The 22,285-nt window shown below is 46.5% G+C and carries 15 protein-coding genes and 1 tRNA gene; 6 read left to right on the top strand and 10 right to left on the bottom strand.

Going from position 1 to position 22,285, the window contains the following annotated elements:
- The first annotated feature begins 140 nt into the window (after window positions 1–140).
- Complete coding sequence (locus tag BQ9893_RS19430) at window positions 141–1,769, top strand: hypothetical protein (RefSeq protein WP_139322627.1); 1,629 nt, start codon at window positions 141–143, stop codon at window positions 1,767–1,769.
- A 152-nt stretch (window positions 1,770–1,921) separates the two neighbouring features.
- Here BQ9893_RS19430 and BQ9893_RS19425 read toward each other — a convergent pair.
- From BQ9893_RS19425 to BQ9893_RS19415, 3 genes are all read right to left on the bottom strand, one after another.
- Window positions 1,922–2,008 (bottom strand) — tRNA-Ser (locus BQ9893_RS19425).
- Window positions 2,009–2,137: 129 nt separating this feature from the next.
- Complete coding sequence (locus tag BQ9893_RS19420; RefSeq protein WP_075967581.1) at window positions 2,138–2,689, bottom strand: NADH peroxidase; 552 nt, start codon at window positions 2,687–2,689, stop codon at window positions 2,138–2,140.
- Between the two features lie 158 nt (window positions 2,690–2,847).
- Complete coding sequence (locus BQ9893_RS19415; RefSeq protein WP_208610831.1) at window positions 2,848–4,977, bottom strand: dipeptidyl-peptidase Dpp5; 2,130 nt, start codon at window positions 4,975–4,977, stop codon at window positions 2,848–2,850.
- Window positions 4,978–5,062: 85 nt separating this feature from the next.
- On the opposite strand from BQ9893_RS19415, the gene BQ9893_RS19410 reads away from it, so the two are divergent.
- Window positions 5,063–5,551 (top strand): SPOR domain-containing protein, encoded by a 489-nt coding sequence (locus tag BQ9893_RS19410; protein WP_075967580.1) that lies wholly within the window; start codon window positions 5,063–5,065, stop codon window positions 5,549–5,551.
- Window positions 5,552–5,624: 73 nt separating this feature from the next.
- Here BQ9893_RS19410 and lepA read toward each other — a convergent pair whose 3' ends face one another.
- Window positions 5,625–7,412: a translation elongation factor 4 gene (lepA, locus tag BQ9893_RS19405; protein WP_075967579.1), complete on the bottom strand. Its 1,788-nt coding sequence runs from the start codon at window positions 7,410–7,412 to the stop codon at window positions 5,625–5,627.
- Window positions 7,413–7,497: 85 nt separating this feature from the next.
- On the opposite strand from lepA, the gene BQ9893_RS19400 reads away from it, so the two are divergent.
- On the top strand, window positions 7,498–9,672 hold the full coding sequence (locus tag BQ9893_RS19400) for a tetratricopeptide repeat protein (protein WP_075967578.1): 2,175 nt from the start codon (window positions 7,498–7,500) through the stop codon (window positions 9,670–9,672).
- Between the two features lie 15 nt (window positions 9,673–9,687).
- Here the strand turns inward: BQ9893_RS19400 and BQ9893_RS21785 are convergent, their stop codons facing one another.
- The 6 genes from BQ9893_RS21785 to metA all read right to left on the bottom strand — a co-directional run bounded on the left by BQ9893_RS21785 (window position 9,688) and on the right by metA (window position 17,586).
- Window positions 9,688–9,864 (bottom strand): hypothetical protein, encoded by a 177-nt coding sequence (locus BQ9893_RS21785; protein ID WP_167369893.1) that lies wholly within the window; start codon window positions 9,862–9,864, stop codon window positions 9,688–9,690.
- A gap of 221 nt (window positions 9,865–10,085) precedes the next feature.
- Window positions 10,086–10,955, bottom strand: coding sequence for a carbohydrate kinase family protein (locus BQ9893_RS19390; protein WP_075967576.1), 870 nt, complete (start codon window positions 10,953–10,955; stop codon window positions 10,086–10,088).
- A 186-nt stretch (window positions 10,956–11,141) separates the two neighbouring features.
- Window positions 11,142–13,874, bottom strand: a complete 2,733-nt coding sequence (locus BQ9893_RS19385) for a hybrid sensor histidine kinase/response regulator transcription factor (protein WP_075967575.1) — start codon at window positions 13,872–13,874, stop codon at window positions 11,142–11,144.
- Between the two features lie 61 nt (window positions 13,875–13,935).
- Window positions 13,936–14,754, bottom strand: a complete 819-nt coding sequence (locus BQ9893_RS19380; protein WP_075967574.1) for a peptidylprolyl isomerase — start codon at window positions 14,752–14,754, stop codon at window positions 13,936–13,938.
- Window positions 14,755–14,759: 5 nt separating this feature from the next.
- Window positions 14,760–16,589: a peptidase U32 family protein gene (locus BQ9893_RS19375; RefSeq protein ID WP_075967807.1), complete on the bottom strand. Its 1,830-nt coding sequence runs from the start codon at window positions 16,587–16,589 to the stop codon at window positions 14,760–14,762.
- 64 nt (window positions 16,590–16,653) lie between these two features.
- Window positions 16,654–17,586, bottom strand: a complete 933-nt coding sequence (gene metA, locus BQ9893_RS19370) for a homoserine O-acetyltransferase MetA (protein ID WP_075967573.1) — start codon at window positions 17,584–17,586, stop codon at window positions 16,654–16,656.
- 109 nt (window positions 17,587–17,695) lie between these two features.
- Here metA and BQ9893_RS19365 point away from each other — a divergent pair, with 109 nt between their 5' ends.
- The 3 genes from BQ9893_RS19365 to BQ9893_RS19355 all read left to right on the top strand — a co-directional run bounded on the left by BQ9893_RS19365 (window position 17,696) and on the right by BQ9893_RS19355 (window position 22,279).
- Window positions 17,696–20,101 carry a TonB-dependent receptor gene (locus tag BQ9893_RS19365; protein ID WP_075967572.1) on the top strand — a complete coding sequence of 802 codons (2,406 nt, stop codon included), beginning with the start codon at window positions 17,696–17,698 and terminating at the stop codon, window positions 20,099–20,101.
- A 144-nt stretch (window positions 20,102–20,245) separates the two neighbouring features.
- Complete coding sequence (gene mce / locus BQ9893_RS19360; RefSeq protein ID WP_075967571.1) at window positions 20,246–20,653, top strand: methylmalonyl-CoA epimerase; 408 nt, start codon at window positions 20,246–20,248, stop codon at window positions 20,651–20,653.
- A gap of 72 nt (window positions 20,654–20,725) precedes the next feature.
- On the top strand, window positions 20,726–22,279 hold the full coding sequence (locus BQ9893_RS19355; protein WP_075967570.1) for an acyl-CoA carboxylase subunit beta: 1,554 nt from the start codon (window positions 20,726–20,728) through the stop codon (window positions 22,277–22,279).
- Window positions 22,280–22,285 lie beyond the last annotated feature (6 nt).

Below are 22,285 nucleotides of genomic sequence, written 5' to 3'. Positions count from 1 at the left end.
AAACTTTTTACCAAATGTAAAAATACAGCTCTTATTTATACTTAAAATAAAAAGATTATAAAATAAAGTCAGTGCTATTTCTTTTATTACCTTTGCACCCAAACTGAACAGTTTTTATGTATTTTTTTAATTTATCTACGATGAAAAATATATTTACCACTTTATTACTCTGTGCAATAGCACTATCTGCAAAAGCACAACAAATGTATGAAAATAAAAACATCAATTATTCTTTTAATGTGATAGAAGCCGAAGCTGCCAAAGGAAATGTTTCGGCTATAAAGGCTTTGGGGGATTGTTATAATTATGGAAGGCAGTCTAATGCTACTTATCCAGGGGTTGTTGACTATAATAAGGCATTGGAGTGTTACAAAAAAAGTTCCGACTATGGTTATCCATGGGGGGCATGGGAGATCGCCCGTATGTATGAAGCAGGAAAGCTGAAAGACGCTGATGCGAAAAAAACTGCAGAAATGTGGCATGAAAAGGCGTTTAAAGAATTCAAAATCTATGCTGACCGGGGTGATGCAAATGCGATGGATAATCTATCGGAATATTATGCCGGTTATAATGGAGATAAATATCGAGACGGACTAAAAAACTTATATTGGTCGCTTTGCTCGCTTGAAGCGGGAAACCCAAGTGCGGCAACAAATGTTGCTTTTTGCTATACATACGAGAAAGAGGTGGAAAAAGATACTGTATTTGCTCTGGCATGGCATGCACGTTTTTGTATAGAAGCTGCTGAAAAAGGATGGCCTGTAGAAAAATATTTAGATTATAAGAAGCTTGCAGAAGCCGGTTATTCAAAAGCTGATTGGAAATGCCTGGCTGAACCTACATATTTGCCTATTCCACGTATATTAACGCAAAATGAAGACAGTATCAATGATGTGGTAATTTTTGCTGTCGATTTATTAAAAACACGGGCAGAGGATTTTAGAATAGCTTGTCGTACTCACAAACACATTACGGAAACCCCTGCCGATAATGAATCGTTTACGAGCAGTACAATACCTTCAGCAACGTACCAAGAAACGAAAACAAGCACTCAAAAACGCAAACGGAACTGGCTTTCAGCAATTGGACGCGCACTTGATGTTGTGAGTTCAGTAGCCGGCGGACAAAATGTAATGTCTGCATTGTCCCAATCTCTATCTGGTAATACAGCCAATGCAGCAATGGCACAGTCGTTCCAATATAGTGGCGATCAACGCAAAGGGCAGCAGGATTTCAACGGACGTATCATCAGGAATGAACTTACGGCTCCTTGCGTTTACGGGCAAGCACACTACACATGGTATGAAGATGGATATTGTTTCGTATATTCAGTGACAACATGTGTGGGCTGTTACGGGAAAAAGACATGTTACCTCTGCAACGGACAAGGCAAAATATATAATTCATACTTCAAAAACTACCAACAATGCACCATCTGCCAAGGAAGCGGAAGATGCAAGTATTGCCAAGGTGCAGGAAACCAAACAATGAGCAAGTTATGGGCTCCTGGTGAAGCAGAAGCTTATCAAGCAGCCAAAAGAGAAGTAGCGGCCGACGGCTATTCATCGTCAAGTAGTTTTTCGTCGTCATCTTCAAGTTCAGGAACATGTCCCAAATGCGGTGGTAAGGGATACAGGCCGGAATCATATACTTATGCTGCCGGTTCAAGCATGGCACCCTATCATAATGCCGGCGGGACCAATTGTTCCATTTGCAATAAAGCAACCGATCATTACCATTACCGCTGCACAGAATGCAAACGGCATTGATTCGCAAATAGTCATATTCCCACACCCAAAGTCGTTTACACTAAGAAAGAATCTAAATGCCTGTCCGATAGGGCAGACATAAGGAGATAAAAAAAAGTCCCACAAATCGTTGAATTTGTGGGACTTATCTGTTTACCATCTGGTTAGTTCAGCGGAAAGCGAGGGATTCGAACCCCCGGTACAGTTACCCGTACACCGCATTTCGAGTGCGGCCCATTCGACCACTCTGGCAGCTTTCCTTAGGTCGTTGTTTGCGAGTGCAAATGTAGGGAAAATTCAAATTCGTTGTCCTTTTAAGAGGATTTTTTTGCAAGAAAAAAAGGCATTCTCCTAAAAGAACGCCTTTTCCTTGTTAACGAATTTGCGAATTATTTGAAATAACGGTTGTATAGACCTTCAAATCCTTTACCGTGGCGAGCTTCGTCCTTGCACATTTCGTGAACAGTGTCGTGGATAGCATCCAGGTTTAATTGTTTTGCACGAGTGGCAATACGTTTCTTATCTTCGCAAGCACCACATTCGGCATCTTTACGTTTTTCCAAGTTTGTTTTTGTATCCCAAACAACATCACCTAACAGTTCGGCAAACTTGGCAGCATGTTCAGCCTCTTCCCAAGCATAGCGTTTGAAAGCATCCGCTACTTCGGGATAGCCTTCGCGATCAGCCTGGCGACTCATAGCCAAATACATTCCAACTTCAGTACATTCGCCCATGAAGTGCGCATTCAAGTCTTTAATCATTTCTTCATCACAACCTTTAGCAACACCGATCACGTGTTCATCGGCAAAAGTCAGTGCTCCGGTTGTTTCTACCAATTCTTTAAACTTGCTCTTCGGCTGCTTGCATTGAGGACAGAATTCGGGAGCTTCATCACCTTCGTGTACATAACCACATACTGTGCAAATCCATTTCTTTTTCATCTTTGTCTTTTTTTATTGGTTGTATAATCTAAAACAGTTGTAACACTCGCTGTTTGTTTTTTTTACAAATGTAGGGAAACATTCTATAACAAGCCCTACAAAACCAATAAATTTATTCTATCGGCAAATTGATAAAAACTATGATTTGCTCAAAATCCTTATTTCTTCAGCCACATATCCAACCACTCAAAGAATGTACGCTGCCAAAGCACGCCATTCTGAGGTTTCAACACCCAATGGTTTTCATCCGGATAGATCAACAGCTCGGCCGGAACACCTCGAAGGACAGCTGCATTAAACGCTGCCATACCTTGGTTGGCCAGAATACGATAATCCTTTTCACCGTGGATGCAAAGGATCGGGGTATCCCATTTATCGACAAACAGGTGCGGGGAATTGGCAAACGTACGTTGTGCCGTCGCATTCTGCTTTTCCCAGTAAGCGCCACCCATATCCCAGTTGGCAAACCACATTTCTTCTGTTTCGAGATACTGCATTTCCATATTGAAAATACCGTCGTGTGCAATAAAGGCTTTGAAACGTTTGTTGTGATGACCGGCCAACCAATAAACGGAGAAACCTCCGAAGCTCGCACCGACGCAACCCAGACGATCCTTATCGACAAACGGCTCTTTCGACATCTCGTCGATAGCAGTAAAATAGTCTTTCATGCACTGGCCACCATAGTCACCGCTGATCTGTTCATTCCATTCCATACCGAAACCGGGAAGGCCGCGGCGGTTCGGAGCCACCACGATATAGTCGTTAGCGGCCATAATCTGCATATTCCAACGATAAGACCAGAATTGGCTTACCGGACTTTGAGGACCACCTTCACAGAATAATAAGGTAGGATATTTCTTATTCGGATCGAAATGGGGAGGATAAATCACCCAGGTAAGCATCTGCTTGCCATCCGTCGTTTTCATCCAACGCCCTTCCACCTTGCCGATTGCCAACTGGTCATAGATATGTTTGTTCTCCGTTGTCAACTGAGCCACTTTATTGTTATCAGCCAAATCGATCGAATAAATTTCGTCTCCCATGCTCAAAGAATGACGCTGCACGATCAGTTTGTTTTCACCTAACAGGGCTACCCCGGCATAATCGTACATTCCGGAAGTAAGCGGGGTGATCTTATTGCCATCCGCCAAATCTATCTTATAAACCTGAGATTCGCCATGCCATACCCCCGTAAAGTAAAGGGCTTTCGCATCTGCACTCCAGACGAACCCGTCTACGTTGGAATCAAAATCTTTGCTGGCAAATATCTTTTCGCCAGTTTCCAGATTCATGACCATCAAACGGTTCTGGTCAGACTCATAGCCGTCTCGCTCCATGCTCTGCCATGCGATGAACTTGCCATCGGGAGAGTATTGGGGGTTCGTGTCATACCCCATGATGCCTTCGCTTATATTGGTCGTTTTTTTCGTACTCAAGTCATATACATAAATATCCGAATTGGTGGACAACGCATATTCCTTTCCTATCTTTTTACGACTCGTGTAAGCGACCTTGTCCGATGTTGTATTCCATGCCAGCTGTTCGATTCCACCGAACGGTTTCATCGGGCTTTCAAACGGTTCGCCTTCCATGATATCGACAGGGTTGCTGATAGCCTTGCCATCAAAATCGGCAACAAAAGGATGTGGAGCCGTTGTCACCCATTCGTCCCAATGCTTGTACATCAGGTCCGTAACAATAATGCCGGTAGCCTTATCCAAGTCCGGATATTTATCTGCCGTACTCTTGACCGTCTTTACCTGTGAAATAAACAGGACTTTCTTTTCATCGGGAGAGAAGGCAAAACCTTCGATATCCCCGTCATATGTAGAGAGTTGTCTGCGGTCACTTCCATCCGGATTCATTTCCCAAAGCTGGCTGCTGCCGCTTTCATTGCAAAGGAAAGCGATTTTCTTTCCACCTTTGATCCAGACTGCTTCGTTTTCGGAGTAAGCCGTTTTCGTAATCTGCTTATTATCCGTTCCGTCTGCGTTCATGACAAACACTTCGCGGTTACTTCTGTTTTCCGGTACGCTGTAGTAGGCTACAGTGTACACTATTTTCTGTCCGTCCGGAGATACTTTCATTCCCCCGATACGTCCCATAGCCCAAAGCACTTCCGGCGTCATTCGTCCGTCTTTCACTTTAATGTCCGAACGCCCGATCACATTTTCGGTGTTTCCTTTCTGCTGAGACGCACGACCGCCCGTCTCAGTTCCATCCCCACTACAAGCTCCAAATAATAAGGATGTTGCCATAACCATTGTTCCGATAGATTTATTCATGTAGTTTATAATATATTGTGTTTTGGGCACGAAAGTACAAAATATAATTTATATCTTTGTCCCATTAATTTAAGAACTGAACAGTATGAATAAGATTTGGTTATTTGGAGCCTCCATGTGTATGGTTTTAGCATTAGGTTCTTGTAAACCTAAACAGAGTGCGTATAAGGCTGCTTACGAACAAGCAAAAGAAAAAGAATCGACAGCTCCGGTTGAGGTAGTCGAAGAAGAGGAAGTAGTTGAAGAGGTAACTCCGGTTTCTAAACCGAGAACATCCAACGTCAGCACACGCGCAGAAAGAATTAATGCTGCACAGGGTGAGGACGCAAGCAGACTGAAACGTTATAGTGTTGTTATCGGCAGTTTCAAGAACAAAACAAATGCTTACGCTTTGAAAGAACGTATGCAGAACGACGGATATAACGCTGTTTTGGGAGAAAACGAACAAGGCATGCTTCGTGTGATCGTTGCCAGCTTTAATGACAAGGCCGATGCAGCAGACAGCCGCGATGCAATCAAAGCAAAATATGCACCTAACTTTCACGATGCTTGGATTCTGGAAAGAAAATATTAAAATCCAATCTCTACGGTAATAAAAAAGGATGAATCTTTAACCGATTCATCCTTTTTTTATTTGATCCGAACTATTAATCTAATTTCAACACAGCCAAGAATGCTTTCTGCGGAACCTCGACCGTACCGATCTGTTTCATTCGTTTCTTTCCTTCCTTCTGCTTTTCAAGCAACTTACGCTTACGGGAGATATCGCCGCCATAACATTTGGCCGTCACGTCTTTACGAACCGCCTTTATCGTTTCACGAGCAATGATCTTCGCTCCGATAGCCGCCTGAATAGCGATATCGAACTGTTGACGAGGAATCAGTTCTTTCAGCTTTTCGCACATACGCCGTCCAAAGGTCACGCTGTTGTCCACATGAGTCAACGTCGAAAGAGCGTCTACCGGTTCTCCATTCAGAAGAATATCCAGTTTAACTAATTTGCTCGGACGGAAATCATGGATATGATAGTCAAAAGAGGCATATCCCTTAGAGATACTTTTCAACTTATCATAGAAATCGATTACGATTTCACCCAATGGCATATCATAATGAATCTCGACACGATCACCGGATATGTATTCCTGCTTGATCAATATGCCGCGCTTACCCAGACAAAGTGTCATGATCGGACCGATGAAAGTCGTATTGGTAATGACTGACGCACGGATATACGGCTCATCGATATGATCGATCAATGTAGGATCGGGCAAACCGCTCGGGTTATGCACTTCCGTACAATTGCCTTTCTTGTCGTAAACCTTATAAGACACGTTAGGAACGGTCGTGATCACATCCATATTGAACTCGCGGTCCAAACGCTCCTGCACGATCTCCATATGCAACAATCCCAGGAAGCCACAACGGAAACCAAAGCCCAATGCCGCCGAACTTTCGGGTTGGAAAGTCAAAGAGGCATCGTTCAATTGAAGTTTCTCCAAAGAAGCACGCAAATTCTCAAAATCTTCGCTATCGATCGGATAAACACCTGCAAAGACCATCGGTTTCACTTCTTCGAACCCGGCAATCGCTTCCTTTGCCGGACGAGCCACATGGGTGATGGTATCCCCTACCCGAACCTCACGGGATGTTTTAATACCGGAAATAATATAACCGACATCTCCGGTACGGATCTCATCACGAGGCGACATCGTAAGTTTCAAAACGCCGACCTCATCGGCATCATACTCCTTACCGGTTGCTATAAACTTGACATGGTCTCCTTTATAGATCACTCCGTTTACAACTTTGAAGTATGCAATGATGCCACGGAAGGAATTAAACACAGAGTCAAAAATCAAACACTGCAACGGGGCTTCCGGATCACCTTCCGGAGCCGGCACTTTTTCGACGATCTTATTCAAAATGTCATAGACCCCTTCGCCCGTCTTACCACTCGCCCGGAGAATATCTTCCCGCGGGCATCCCAGCAGTTCGACAATCTGATCTTCCACCTCATCCGGCATAGCGCTCGGAAGGTCTATCTTATTCAAGACCGGAATAATCTCCAGATCATTCTCGATTGCCATATACAAATTGGAAATAGTCTGTGCCTGAATGCCCTGAGCTGCGTCAACAATCAGCAAAGCACCTTCACAAGCGGCAATCGAACGGGAAACTTCATACGAAAAATCGACATGCCCCGGAGTATCGATCAGATTCAGGATATATTCTTCTCCTTTATAATTATACTTCATCTGAATGGCATGACTCTTGATCGTAATGCCTCGTTCACGCTCCAGGTCCATATCGTCCAGAACCTGTGCCTGCAAATCTTTACCTTCTACTGTCTTGGTATACTCAAGCAAACGGTCGGCCAAAGTACTTTTACCATGGTCAATATGGGCAATAATACAGAAATTGCGGATATTCTTCATCTGCTAATTTTATTTAGGTATGCAAAGATAGAAATTTTAGGCTAAATTGTTATACATTTGGCATACCATTTGTTGTTAATAATATATGACACTACAAGAAATAAACAAAGCATACAACCGCATAATCGGTTCATTGGACAGTAAAGAATTAAAGAATGCCTTCGATTCTTTACAGGCTCTTATTGCAGGTAGTCGCGAATATTCTTTTCAGGATAAACTGAACGAATTGCAGGACACCTACAAGTATATGTTGCGCTACCGGATCGAAGGAGCAAAAGACCCGATGGAAGAGCAGATATACAACAACTTACAGGCTTCTGTCTATAAATTGGCCGATTTAGTCAAGCAAAAGGCTTTGGCAGTGGAATCTCCCCTATCCTTTTACAGCCGCCGAAGAAGTCTGAACATACAACCACCTCTCACCTATAAACAGCTGCACGGCCAATTAGCGTTGGAACATGAAGCCGGAAAGCACAAAGAGTGTGATACTTCGAATATTCTCCTCTTTAACAAAATATGGGTATCATCTTTTCTGAAGAAAGAAGAGGTGGAGGATATTCGCGGCATACTTCTGGACAATACATTGCCTTTCATAACCGGTTGCCAGATCGTTTCCGCCTTGATGTTGGGATTGCAAGAGGCATTCGACAAAGAGAAGATGCTTTTACTGTTCGACGCCGCCAACCATCCGGACGAAGAGATCAAAGCCAGAGCTTTGATTTCACTCCTGATCTCTTTATATACATATCGAAAACGGACCGACTTATACCCACAGATAGCCAACCGGTTGTCCGCATTGGCCGAAGTTCCGGGGTTCACCAAGACGATCCGCACAATCATCCTGCGCTTCATCTTAGCCCGCGAAACAGAAAAGATCACCCGCAAGCTACAGGATGAAATCATCCCGGAGATGATGAAACTAAGTCCGAAGATCAGCAATAAAATCAACTTGAAAGATCTCACCTCTGAGCAGTTGGGAGAAGAAATGAACCCGGAATGGGAAAACGTTTTCTCAGACAGCAATCTTGGCAAAAAGATGGAAGAGTTCGGAGAACTTCAGCAAGAAGGAGCTGACGTCATGCACTCGACTTTCGTTCATTTGAAGAACTTTCCTTTTTTCCGCGAGTTAAGCAACTGGCTGCTTCCGTTCACGATCGATCATTCTTATTTCGACGACCAGTTCACCCCGGATAACGAAGCTGAAAAGCAGATGTTCGACTCCATGACATTGGCGGCTTTTATGTGCAATTCGGATAAATACTCGCTTTATTTCAGCATGATGCAACTGCCGAAAGAAGCCCGGAAGATGATGATGAACCAGTTCGACAGCCAAGCCACTGAAATGATCAGACAGAATAAAGAGGAATTGATCAGCAAACGTGGAAAACTGGATACGATCATCGGACAATACATACAAGACTTATATCGTTTCTTCAAATTATATCCAAGCCATTTGGATTTTACGGATATTTTCACAATGTCGTTAGACTTTCACAACCTGGCCATCCTGCGCCCTTACATATCGGACAAAGAGAGCCTTACGACCATCGCCGAATATTACCTCCGTAAAAATTATTTCAGTGACGCACTGACGATATTCAGCCAATTGGCGGAAACGGATCAGGATAGCGACATCCTATTTCAGAAAATCGGCTACTGCAAGCAAATGGAAGGGGACTTGAAGGGTGCTTTGGATGCTTACCTGCACGCAGACTTACTGAATTCCGAAAGCAAATGGGTGATCCGGCGAATCGCCGGTTGCTACCGTTCACTCAAACAACCGAAAGAAGCCCTGAAATATTACCATCGGTACGAAGCTTTAAATCCGGACAATTTGTCGGTTCAAATCAGCATCGGGCACTGCCATCTCGAACTAAAGGATTATAACGAGGCTTTGAAATGCTTCTTCAAAGTCGATTACCTGGACAACAAAAGCCATAAAGCATGGCGACCTATCGCATGGTGCTCTTTCCTGACAGGAAAATACGATCAGGCACGAAATTACTATAAAAAGATACTGGATAACCAACCCAACACACAAGACCTGCTGAATGCCGGTCATACAGAATGGGCCTTGCAAAACATCAAAGGAGCGCTTTCCTTTTACCAGCAGGCGGTGCAAAAGGAAAACGGCAACTTCCTTAAGTTTCAGGAACAGTTCAACCAAGACGTAGCCGATCTGCTGATTGCCGGTATTGAAGAGGCCGAAGTCGCTTTGATGCTGGACCAGCTAAGATATAAAATGGAAGGGGAGATTTGACAATCTCCCTCCCCTTTATCCTCTGCTTCCGAGGCTATCCGTATCAGGATTGAGCTCCTTTACGGCATCCTTCACTTCTTTTTCACCTATCGGGTAAGTCACGGCTACTTGTTGTACGGGATAGTCTTCTTTTTCCCTGTCTGACGCTTTCGATTCGGCATTCTCCGGAATTTTGGTAAAATCATTGTCCATATCATTCATTATTTATGTTTCTATAGCTATTCAACAATAAAAATGGCCCGGAAGTTCCGAGCCATTCAATCAACCAAAACAAAAAAAACTAAAAACCTAAACATCAACCATCTTTTTCTTTTTGTTCTACTCTACGTTAAGGTTTCCTATCACTAAACAATCTTTCTAACCTAAAAAACAACCTATTAATCGTGTATATATATATTTTTTTCCCAAGTTTCCTATTCCTCGTATGCCGGCCAAGCCCCCTCTTTCATGCAAACATAAGCAGCTGTACGAACGGCAAACTCATGCGCTTCTTTCAACGAAGCCCCTTTCAGCAGCGAGATGATCAGCGCACCGGAAAAAGCATCACCTGCCCCGACCGTATCAGCCACCTGCACTTCCGGGGTCTTCAAAGTCGATTCTTCATTAGCGGCATATATCGTACTGTAAGCACCTCCGGCAGTCAGAACCACCAAACGGAGATTATAGCGTTCTATAAACCAATGTGCCACTTCCTTGTCCGTTCCTTCCAAATGAAACATATCCCGCAGGACAAGCAGCTCACCGTCATTCACTTTCAGCACATTTGCGAGGTAGAGCGATTCTTCGATCAACTCTTTCGTATAATAATGCTGACGCAAATTGATATCAAAACAACGGTAAGCGTCGTCCGGGGCAAAAGAAAGAATTGCCTGTATCGTCTCTCTCGACTGTGTGGAGCGCTGTCCTAACGTACCGAAACAAATAGCATCTGCCCGTTCAGCCAGATCAATCGCATTCGATGTCGGTGAAAGATGATCCCAAGCTACACGTTCATTAATAATATAGTCCGGAACGCCATTCTGCAAAGTAACCTGTACCGTCCCGGTCGGATAAGGGACTTTCTCGATCAGATATCGAATCGAATTATTATCCAGTTCTTTAAGGATTTCATTTCCGAGTTCGTCATCTCCAACGGCACTGATTGCATATCCTTCCGCCCCCAGCCTTGAAGCATGGTAGACAAAGTTGATAGGAGCACCGCCTGCTTTCTTTCCTGTCGGCAACATGTCCCACAGGAGTTCTCCTATGCCTACTACGACCGGTTTTTTATTGTTGACTTGCATTTGTTTTATTATAGTTTATTTGACAAGGATAATTCTGTTTTCCACGCTGCAAAGATAGAAGCCGATGACGGACACGACGATAACAAATGCTACAGGATTGATAACGTTTGTTACATAATACACTTATTTTCAAGCAACATATACAGATGTTACATAAATGTAACGAGCTTTATCAAAGGGAAGATATCATTCTTTTTCCAGATACTCCGTCGGAGTAATATTATAAACGGCTTTAAAGCATTTCGAGAAATAAGCAGGCGAACCGAAACCCGTCGCATAAGCTACCTCGTTCACATTCCCGGCTTTCCGGCGGAGCAGGGCAGCGGCTTTCTTCAAACGGTAGTTACGCAGAAAGTCAGTCGGCGTCACTCCGGCAAGTTCCTTCACTTTCCGGTAAAGATGCACGCGTGACAACCCCAACTTCTCACTTCCTTTCTCGATGCTGAAATCAGGATCGGCATACGACTCTTCTATCAGTTTCAAGAAACGATTCATAAAAAGATCGTCCATGCTTTCCGCTTTCTCCTCTTTCACGGAGACGACCGGCGAAGAAGCATCGCGGGCATAAGCCTCACGCAACCGGGCACGGTCTTCCAACAATTTGATGATATGCAATTTCACCACTTCTATATTAAACGGCTTCTGGATATACGCATCCGCACCGCCTGCGATACCGTACATCTGCTGCTTGTCGTCAGACAAGGCGGTCAACAACATAACCGGAAGATGGCTCAGGACAATATCCGACTTAATCTTGCGGCAAAGATCGAAACCGTTCATTTCCGGCATCATCACATCGCTGACAACCATCGAGACCTCTTCGTTCATCAACACTTCCAACGCCTTCACGCCATTATCGGCTACCAACACATGGAAGTTTCGTTTCAGTTCCGTCTGCAAGTAACCTCGTATATCCGGATCGTCTTCTACGATCAGAACCGTATAATCATAGGTACGTTTCAAAGCCGCCTGCATTTCGTCCGTGTTCAGATTGGCGACACCACTGGAAAGTTCGTTTACGGGAAGGTCGAACGTACAGGATTCGTCAAAATGAGATTTGCCTTTCAACAGTTCGACCGTGAAGACGGTACTCTTATGCGGGACACTCGTCACCCGGATCGTCCCCTTGTGCATATGGACGAACTCGCGCGTCAGATGCAGACCGATCCCCGTTCCTGTCACGTAGTTCTGGTCACCGGTAAAAAAACGGTCGAAGACGGAAGCTATGTTCTCCGGCGGAATGCCTTTGCCGTTATCTTCGACAGAAAGCTCGACCAGACCGTCTTTATCTTTCAGGCGGACCGTGATCGTCCCTCCATCCAGTGTAAACTTGAAAGCGTTGGACAAAAGGTTGGTCAGAATCTTCTCCATCTTGTCCCGGTCCACCCATATACTGACAGAAGGGCAGTCGTGCTCAAACGTGAAATGAATCTGCTTGGAAGCAGCCATCGTATCGAAACAAGATTTCACCTCCGCCACAAAAGCGACCAAATCCACCTCACTGACCCGCATATTCATCTTATTGCTCTCCACCTTCCGGAAATCGAGCAACTGATCCACCACCCTCTTCAGCCTCTCCGCGTTTTTTCGGATAATACGGATATCGTCTGCCAGCGAAGAACCTTCGGGCGCCTCTTTCGAGAGCTTATCGAGCGGACCGAGGATAAGCGTCAGCGGTGTCTTTATCTCATGCGTGATATTGGTAAAGAATTGCAGTTTCTGAGTCGTTGACTTCTCGATATAGCGGTTAGCCTCCGCCAATTCTTCTTTTTGCTGCTGTACCTGCAGATTCGTGCGCTTCAACTCACGGTTCTTCCGTTTCACCGTCCAGTTCACATGAATCACATACAAGGCAGACAAAAGCAACAGTCCCATCAACAAAAGAATGATGCCGACAGAGTTTTGAAGGAACGTATATTTGGAAAGCAAGCTCTCTAAATTCTCTCGTTGCAACTCGATCTGTTGCTGGTAGTCGACCACCTGTTCGGACTGGATGAACAGCGTCCCGGCATTGTCCTTATCGACCAAGGCCGAAGAGAGCAAATATTGCCGTGGCACCTCCTCTCCGTTCAATATCTGCATAGCCACACGGATAGCCAGGCTTCCACCCGTCGGATACAAGATCGAAGCGGCCAATTCTCCGTGCATGACGGCTTCCAACCCCGAACCATGTCCCGATACGGCATCGATCCCCACAAAACGAATCCGGTCTGCCAATCCGGGATGCTTCTTTTCGATCGCCCTGCGGGCAGCCATCGCCATCACATCGTTATGAGCGAACACGACATCCACTTCCTCCAGCGAATCCATTCTCGCAATGTCCTTCTCCACCGTTTCCGATTTCCATTTCCCGAATATCTCTCTCACCTTAATGCGAGAGTTCAAGACATCCATAAAACCGCGATGGCGATCCTGTGCCGGAGAAGAGCCGGGCAAGCCCCATATTTCCAACACGGTAGGATATTTCTCTTTCACCTGGCGGTTCACGAAAAAGCCCGCCTGCCGGCCGATATCGTAATTATTGCCGCCGATATAAGTCGTATATTCATCCGAACTGATCTTCCGATCTACCAGGATAGTCGGGATACCGGCACGATAAGCCTCGATCGCAATGGGAGTGACAGGTTCCGATTCGTTGGCTGAGATAATCAGCAGATCGACCTTTCGCTTTATCAGGCTGCGTATCTGCTCCACCTGCAACAAACTGCTGTCCGCCGCATCCTCGACCAACAGGGAGACACCCGGATATTCGGAGGCCTGCACCTTCATATCCAGCAGCATCGACTTACGCCAGACACCTTCAAGCGTACACTGCGAGACGCCAATAACATACTTTTTCTTCTCCGAATCTGTTTTGCAGGAAAAACAGAGTACTAAAAGTAAGGCCAATAGAGCGTAATAAGTTAGAGCAGGTTTCATTCTGTTTTGTTTACAGGTTTCTACAAATGTACGGTTTTAACACGACTTTCCATCGATACTTCTACTTCTGGAATACTTTTGTCGAGCGGATCACGACGTCTTTCACCGGACGGTCGTTCTTGTCCGTCTTGACAAGCGACATCTTCTCGACAATATCAAAGCCTTCCACCACTTCCCCGAAGATCGTCACCGATCCGTCCAGATGCGGAACGCCACCGACAGTTTTGTAAATCTCGCGACGGTCGGCTGGAATCGTATAATATCCCAGTACATCGAGCGTATCTTCCAACATGACGAGCGCCCGGTTCTCCAACTCCGTCTTCATCGAATCGGCAGCCAAGGAAGGTTCCTGTTTCTTCAAACGATCCTGAAATTTATAGAACAACCAGTTACGGCGTATCTCGTTGATACGGGCTTCTTTCTGTGCCAGCTCTTCATCCGTCAACTTCTTCCCCTGCACGAAACAGAATTGCGTGCCGGCAGAGGCTCGTTCAATATTCACATCGTCGGTTTCCTTCGCGTCGATCAAAGCGCCGCGTTTATTAAAATGCTGGGGCAATATCTCGGCGGGAACGGTATAACCACCGTCACCATCGCCATAAAGCACATGAGGTTCATGCGCTTTGCTGGCCGGATCGCCGCCCTGAACGACAAAGTCCTTGATGATACGGTGAAACAGCATTCCTTCATATTCGCCTGACCGGCAAAGCTTGATGAAGTTATCACGATGCAAAGGCGTATCGTCATAAAGCAGGACCGTAACATCCCCCATTGAAGTACTCACCGTTACATAAACCGGCTTATCCGGATCCAACGGCTTCTCTGCACAAGAAGCCAAAGTCAACAAAGACAAACAAAACAATAATAATCGTGTTCTCATAATTTTCAATTTTCAAATACCAACATCTGACAATGCTTGCAATCGAACTGCAACCGGAGGCGCGTATCTTTATAAAGCAGATAATACGGTTCCTTATAGGGAGATTTGTTCTTCTGATAAGTAGGGCACCATCCCATGCTGTAGCGCAGGCAGTGTTTGGCAAACATCAGCGGAACATCTTTCCGGGGAGACAGTTCGAATGCCGGGTCGATCTGTTCCACTCCGTGATCCCGATAGAACGAACGGGCTTTCCCGTTGGCGACATTTCCCAAATAAGTCAGGCTGCGTTCGGGAAAAGGCCTCGATTCGGACGGAAGCACATGTTTCGCCATCTCACGGGGATAACGGGCGCGGCGTGCTTCCAACAGCTTCTCCACCCCTCTACGGCGCATATCGGCGAGCAGAGAAGAGGGAACGAACCAGTTTTCAGACAAACCGACCATAACCTCCGATACCTCGAAAGGCGTATTCCCCAACTTGGACAGCTGTGTCCGGATATTATCCTGCTGCTCACGGCGAGCCGGCTCTTTCGCGAACGGCTCGGTCAGCATGATCCGCGCTCCCGTCTCATCTTCCATGCAAAGCGTGAAACCGAAGGGATTATCCAGAAACTCGATCTTCACGGACAACTTGCGTTCGGCTGAAGGTTTGGCGAGCAATTTATCAAATGCCTGGTCAAAATTGCGGTAAAGCGGAGTCTTGGGGGCAAGTTGCGGCATATCCAACGGGAACACCCGGTTTGCCTCCACCCGGTTTACACGAAAACCCTCCAATTCGCCTTTCTTATTGAAGAAGACAAGTCCGTCTCCGTTATTCAACTGCTTCAGGCCGGCAACGGTAAAGGAATTACCTTTGATCTCTTTGACCGTTCCGACAGGTTCACCGAGCGATTTAGGCGTATTGAAAGCGGTAATGTCCGCCGTCCGCCCTTCCAGAAGAAACGGGGTAAACCCGCGGTTAAAACTCTTTTCGGCTGCCGGCTCGAACGTATAGGTGCTTCGCCCGGCAGAAGCACGGCGATATTCCGGGCGACGGGACAAGACTGCGTCCAACTTCTTCCGGTAATAAGCCGTGATATTCTTTACATAGCCGACATCTTTCAACCGTCCTTCGATCTTGAGGGAAGAGACGCCTGCATCCAACAGGGCTTCCAGTTGGTCCGAACGGTTCATGTCTTTGAGCGAAAGCAGATGTTTGTTACTGACGATCTCCGTCCCCGCCGCATCGACCATCGTATAGGGCAGGCGGCAATATTGGGCACATTCCCCGCGGTTGGCGCTGCGTCCGCTCAGGGCGGCACTCAGGTAACATTGCCCGCTATAACTGACACAAAGAGCACCATGCACGAATACTTCCAGCGGGACGGTAGTCGCTTCCGCTATCCGGCGGATCTCGTTCAGCGACAACTCACGTGCCAACACCACCTGCGTAAAACCGGCAGCTTCAAGGAAACGGACCTTTTCCGGCATGCGGTTATCCGTCTGCGTACTGGCGTGAAGCGGGATAGGCGGCAGGTTCAGCCGGGTAATTCCCATGTCCTGAACGATCAGGGCATCCGTTCCGGCACGCCAAAGATCCCAGATCATCCGTTCGGCTTCATCCAGCTCCTCTTCTTTCAGTATCGTATTGAGCGTAACGTAGATACGGGCGCCATACAGGTGCGCATACTCGCAAAGTCCGCGTATGTCATCCAAAGAGTTGCCCGCAGCAGCACGCGCACCGAACTTGGGCGCACCGATATATACGGCATCGGCACCGTGATTAATCGCTTCAATCCCGCAATTGAGGTCTTTAGCCGGAGAGAGAAGTTCTATAGGACGGGATTTTGTTTGCATGATGTTATTTCTCATTATTTATTTCCCGCAATGAAGAACCAGGTTCTTCATTGCCTTATAAGTCTCATAAATCGCCCAACTTGCTGATATCCTCGATGCGGAACGGGGTTTCCTGGTAAACGTAATAATTCAGCCAGTTGGTGAACAGCAGATTGGCATGGCCACGCCAACGGACCACCGGTCCGAGAGCCGGATTGTCATTACGGTAATAGTTGCGAGGAATGGAAATAGGCAATCCTTTGTTCACGTCGCGCATATATTCGTCGTTGAGCGTGTAGGGCGAATATTCGGAATGCCCGGTGATAAAGAACTCGCGTCCTCCGCGCGCCATCGCCATATAGACACCGGACTCTTCGCTTTCGGACAAGAGCGTCAATCCGGGAACTTTCATCACATCCTCACGACGTATCTCCGTATGCCGGCTGTGCGGCACGTAGAACTCGTCGTCGAAGCCACGGAAGATCGGTACATAAGGTTCGCGCAACGTATGGCGGAACACGCCGAACATCTTGGCTGGCAGATCGTATTTGGGTATGCCGTAGAAATGGTACAACCCCGCCTGTGCCGCCCAACATATATATAAGGTAGACGTCACATGCGTACGCGCCCAGTCGAATATTTCGGTCACTTCCTCCCAGTAGTTCACTTCCTCGAAAGGCATCTGCTCTACCGGAGCACCTGTGATGATCATGCCATCGTAGAAATCATCCTGCATCTCGTCGAAATCTTTATAAAATTCCCGCATGTGTTCGATCGGTGTGTTCTTGGGAGTATGGCCCTTTATCTTCATAAAGTCAAGCTCCACTTGCAGGGGAGTATTACTCAGGAGGCGGACAAGGTCTGTCTCCGTCGTGATCTTCAGCGGCATCAGGTTCAGCACAACCACACGTAGCGGACGAATGTCCTGCTCAGACGCACGTAACGAGTCCATCACAAAGATGTGCTCTTTCTTCAACAGCTCAACAGCTGGTAAGTTCTTCTGTAGGTTTAAAGGCATTTTCTTTCCTTGAAATTATTTATATATGGCACAAAGATAGTGAGAAATTGACTTCCTTTGAAAATAAATCGTTGTTTCCCGCGTTAGTAGATTTACAATTAGATGGAATATGAAGATTCGTGCAATAGCAATACTACTATATATATTATTTTCGATACATGCTTTCGGGCAAGGACATGCCAAAATCAGCGGTTACATCCGCGATGCGGACGGCAATCCGTTGGACTTGGTCAATATTCGGGTCAAGAATACGTTAAACGGAGCGATGAGTAACGAAAAAGGGCACTACTCGCTTTCGGTCGCTACCGGCGACTCGGTGACGCTCATCTATTCATGCCTGGGTTACAACAAGGCCGAAAGGATCATTCCGCAGGTAACCGGCGACATGCGGCTCAACGTGCAGATGAACTACACCTCTATCGAATTGGGAGAAGTGACAGCGACCGCTATCCGAAGACAGACATCCACCCTTCAAACCCTCGATGCCGACCGCGTCAAGCTGCTCCCCGACCCTGCCGGAGGGAGCATTGAAAGCCTGGTCGTCACATTTGCAGGCGTTACTTCCAACAACGAATTAAGTTCACAATACTCCGTACGTGGCGGCAGCTATGACGAGAACATCGTATATGTGAACGGACTGGAAGTGTTCCGCCCGCTGCTCATCCGTTCAGGACAACAGGAAGGACTGAGTTTTATCAACCCGGACATGACGGAATCCGTCAATTTTTCTGCCGGAGGATTTGAAGCCCGTTACGGAGACAAGATGAGCTCCGTGCTGGATATCACCTACAAAAAGCCGAAAGGATTCGAAGGTTCGGCCTCTGCCAGCCTGCTGGGAGCCAATGCCTATGTGGGCAGCTCGTCCGGCAAGTTCACGCAGGTGACCGGTTTTCGCTACAAAACAGGACGTTCTCTTTTGAAAACGACCGACACGGATGCCGAATATGATCCGAATTTCATTGATTTGCAGACGTACATGACATACAAGTTCACCCCGAAATGGGAGATCAACTTCCTTGGAAACCTGGCCATAAACAATTACAAGTTCATTCCCCACACCCGCGAAACTTCTTTCGGAACGGTAACGAACGCAAAAAAATTCAAGGTGTTTATGAGTGGACAAGAACGGGACAAATTCGAAACGCTATTCGGAGCGCTCACTTTAAAGCACAACCTGAACGACAATACGGAGCTCGGCTTGCAGGCCTCTGCTTTCACCAGCAAGGAAGAGGAAGGATATGACATTGCCGGCGATTACTGGTTGGGAGATGCGGCCGAAGAAGGCGGAGGTGAAATACAGAACTTATCCATCGCACGCTACAACGAACACGCCCGCAACCGCCTGCATTCCAACATCATGAACGTCGGCCACTATGGTGTCGCCCGTGTGAAAAACAACACGTTGAAATGGGGCGCCACCGTCCAGTTGGAAAAGATCAACGATAAGATCAGCGAATGGGAAAAACGCGACTCTGCCGGATACTCGTTGCCACAAGGAGGCGGAAACGTCAACGTGATCGCAAACCTGTTTTCGGATAATAAACTGGAAAGCACACGCATTTCCGGCTATTTGCAGGACATGTTCAAGTTCCGCACCAAACAAGGCCTGTTCACGCTGGTCGGCGGCATACGCGGCAGTTACTGGAGCTATAACAAGGAATTCATATTCAGCCCGCGTGCATCAATCGGTTTCATTCCTAATTTCGACCAGAACCTGACATTCCGCCTGGCTTCCGGCCTGTATTACCAATCTCCTTTCTACAAGGAACTGCGTACGACCGTACAGGACGAACACGGCAACAGCATCATACAGCTGAACAACGACCTGAAATCGCAACGCTCCATCCATGTCATTGCAGGAGGCGATTATACCTTCCGGGCCTCCGGCCGGAACTTTAAAGTCAGTGCCGATATGTATTACAAAAAATTGGACAACCTGAACCCTTATACGGTAGATAATGTCAAGATCCGGTACTACGGCGAGAACTGCGCCCAAGGTCACGCAATGGGTCTCGATGTCAAATTCTTCGGCGAATTTGTTCCGGGTACGGACTCCTGGATCAGTTTCTCCCTGATGAAAGCGGAGCAAAGCATCCGAGGTAGCGAGTATGTCCCGATGCCCAACAGCCAAGGCTACAATGTATCGCTTTTTTTCCAGGATTATTTTCCCGGTTACAAACGCGTCAAACTGAATCTGAAAGGCGTCTTGTCCGGCGGCCTTCCCGTCACAGCCCCACGTACAGGCTACGAGGACGGTTATTTCCGCACTCCGACCTACAAACGTGTGGACCTCGGTTTTTCTTACCAGCTTGCCGGGGGAACGGATGCGATTATGGATCGCGGATTTTTCCGCAACCTCAAAAACATTTGGCTCGGACTCGACATTTTCAACCTGTTCGACATAAAGAACACAAGTTCCTATTATTGGATCACCAATATAGACAACCACCAGTACGCGATCCCCAATTACCTGACAGGCCGACAGTTGAATGTTCGTCTTATTGTTGATTTTTAAGCGTACAGTCCCAAATATATGCTTTTTAAACATATCCAAATCATGCTGATAAATATTAATGAATTATTTCTCTATTAATAAAAAGAGTGTACCTTTGTCCACATAGAACAAAAAACAATATTTAATCATTAAATTATTATTGACATGGAACTTACACATATTGAACATTTGGGTATCGCAGTAAAGAGCATCGAAGCTTGCCTGCCGTATTATGAAGAAGTTTTAGGACTGAAATGCTACAACATCGAAGAAGTTGCCGATCAGAAAGTAAAAACAGCATTCTTTAAAGTCGGTCAGACCAAGATCGAGTTGCTGGAACCGACAAGCGAAGACAGCACAATCGCGAAATTCATCGAAAAGAAAGGTGAAGGCATCCACCATATCGCATTTGCTGTTCCCGACGTACAGGCTGCATTGGACGAAGCAGAATCAAAAGGCGTCCGGTTGATCGACAAAGCTCCGCGCGGAGGTGCAGAAGGCTTGAGCATCGCATTCCTTCACCCGAAATCGACTTGTAGCGTTCTGACCGAACTTTGCATGCCGGGGAAATAAAAACCAATTGACAATGGATAATTGACAATTGGCAATTAAATAGTTCATTTCTAACAACAAATCTATAATACAATGAGTAACCAACTTGAAAAAGTAAAGGAGCTTATCGCCCTTCGCGAAACAGCTCGTTTAGGTGGTGGAGAGAAAAGAATTGAATCTCAGCACAAAAAAGGTAAATACACGGCACGCGAGCGTATTGCCATGTTGCTGGATGAAGGGAGTTTTGAAGAATTCGATATGTTCGTACAACACCGTTGTACAAACTTCGGCATTGAAAAGACCAAGTATCTGGGTGACGGTATCGTAACCGGCTACGGTACGATCGACGGACGTTTGGTATATGTTTATGCCCAAGATTTTACCGTATTCGGCGGTGCTTTGTCAGAATCATTGGCCATGAAGATATGCAAAGTCATGGATCAGGCAATGAAGATGGGCGCTCCCGTTATCGGTTTGAACGATTCGGGTGGCGCACGTATCCAGGAAGGTGTTAATGCTTTGGCCGGTTATGCTGAAATCTTCCAACGCAATATCCTGGCATCCGGTGTTATCCCCCAGATTTCCGGTATCTTCGGCCCGTGTGCCGGTGGTGCGGTCTATTCTCCTGCCCTGACAGACTTCAACATCATGACCCGCGGAACAAGCTACATGTTCCTGACCGGTCCGAAAGTAGTCAAAACCGTTACAGGCGAAGACGTGACACAGGAACAGTTGGGCGGTGCAAGCGTACACACGACCAAATCCGGCGTGGCTCACTTCGCAGTCGATACGGAAGAAGACGGTTTGCAGTTGATCCGCAAATTGATCAGCTTCCTGCCACAAAACAACCTGGAAGAAACTCCGCTGATCGAATGTAAAGATCCGATCGACCGCCTGGATGACAACCTGAACGACATCATCCCTGACAACCCTAACCAGGCTTATGACATGTATGAAGTTATCGGGACCATCATCGATAACGGCGAGTTCCTGGAAGTACATGCCGACTATGCAAAGAACATCATCGTAGGGTTCGCCCGTTTCAACGGCCAGACAGTCGGTGTCGTAGCCAACCAGCCGAAAGTAATGGCAGGCTGCCTGGATAGCAACGCTTCCCGCAAGGCAGGCCGTTTCGTCCGCTTCTGCGACGCTTTCAACATTCCATTGGTTACATTGGTCGACGTACCGGGATTCTTGCCGGGTACAGGCCAGGAATATAACGGTGTCATCCTGCACGGAGCCAAATTGCTTTACGCTTACGGCGAAGCTACAGTGCCCAAAGTAACCGTAACATTGCGTAAATCTTACGGTGGTGCCTACTGTGTGATGAGTTCCAAACATCTGCGCGGTGATATGAACTACGCATGGCCGACAGCCGAAATCGCTGTTATGGGCCCGAGCGGTGCCGTAGAAGTCATCTTCGCAAAAGAAGTGGCTGCCTCGGAAGATCCGAAAGCTTGCGCTGCTGAAAAAGAAGCCGAATACAAAAAAGCATTTGCGAACCCGTACAATGCTGCTCAATATGGTTATATCGATGATGTTATCGAACCTCGTAACACTCGTTTCCGTATTATTCGCGCTTTACAACAATTGCAGACTAAGAAGTTAAGCAATCCTGCTAAGAAACATGACAATCTGCCTCTATAATTCTTA

The organism is Parabacteroides massiliensis (assembly GCF_900155425.1).
GTDB classification, from domain to species: domain Bacteria; phylum Bacteroidota; class Bacteroidia; order Bacteroidales; family Tannerellaceae; genus Parabacteroides; species Parabacteroides massiliensis.
Note: the sequence above shows the minus strand (reverse complement) of the source record. Positions and strands in the feature narration are given on the sequence as shown.

What these genes read in the sequence shown, in the direction of transcription:
- BQ9893_RS19430 (WP_139322627.1), top strand. Translation starts at nt 141, where the DNA reads ATGAAAAATATATTTACCACTTTATTACTCTGTGCAATAGCACTATCT.
- BQ9893_RS19420 (WP_075967581.1), bottom strand. Translation starts at nt 2,689, where the DNA reads ATGAAAAAGAAATGGATTTGCACAGTATGTGGTTATGTACACGAAGGT.
- BQ9893_RS19415 (WP_208610831.1), bottom strand. Translation starts at nt 4,977, where the DNA reads ATGAATAAATCTATCGGAACAATGGTTATGGCAACATCCTTATTATTT.
- BQ9893_RS19410 (WP_075967580.1), top strand. Translation starts at nt 5,063, where the DNA reads ATGAATAAGATTTGGTTATTTGGAGCCTCCATGTGTATGGTTTTAGCA.
- lepA (WP_075967579.1), bottom strand. Translation starts at nt 7,412, where the DNA reads ATGAAGAATATCCGCAATTTCTGTATTATTGCCCATATTGACCATGGT.
- BQ9893_RS19400 (WP_075967578.1), top strand. Translation starts at nt 7,498, where the DNA reads ATGACACTACAAGAAATAAACAAAGCATACAACCGCATAATCGGTTCA.
- BQ9893_RS21785 (WP_167369893.1), bottom strand. Translation starts at nt 9,864, where the DNA reads ATGGACAATGATTTTACCAAAATTCCGGAGAATGCCGAATCGAAAGCG.
- BQ9893_RS19390 (WP_075967576.1), bottom strand. Translation starts at nt 10,955, where the DNA reads ATGCAAGTCAACAATAAAAAACCGGTCGTAGTAGGCATAGGAGAACTC.
- BQ9893_RS19385 (WP_075967575.1), bottom strand. Translation starts at nt 13,874, where the DNA reads ATGAAACCTGCTCTAACTTATTACGCTCTATTGGCCTTACTTTTAGTA.
- BQ9893_RS19380 (WP_075967574.1), bottom strand. Translation starts at nt 14,754, where the DNA reads ATGAGAACACGATTATTATTGTTTTGTTTGTCTTTGTTGACTTTGGCT.
- BQ9893_RS19375 (WP_075967807.1), bottom strand. Translation starts at nt 16,589, where the DNA reads ATGCAAACAAAATCCCGTCCTATAGAACTTCTCTCTCCGGCTAAAGAC.
- metA (WP_075967573.1), bottom strand. Translation starts at nt 17,586, where the DNA reads ATGCCTTTAAACCTACAGAAGAACTTACCAGCTGTTGAGCTGTTGAAG.
- BQ9893_RS19365 (WP_075967572.1), top strand. Translation starts at nt 17,696, where the DNA reads ATGAAGATTCGTGCAATAGCAATACTACTATATATATTATTTTCGATA.
- mce (WP_075967571.1), top strand. Translation starts at nt 20,246, where the DNA reads ATGGAACTTACACATATTGAACATTTGGGTATCGCAGTAAAGAGCATC.
- BQ9893_RS19355 (WP_075967570.1), top strand. Translation starts at nt 20,726, where the DNA reads ATGAGTAACCAACTTGAAAAAGTAAAGGAGCTTATCGCCCTTCGCGAA.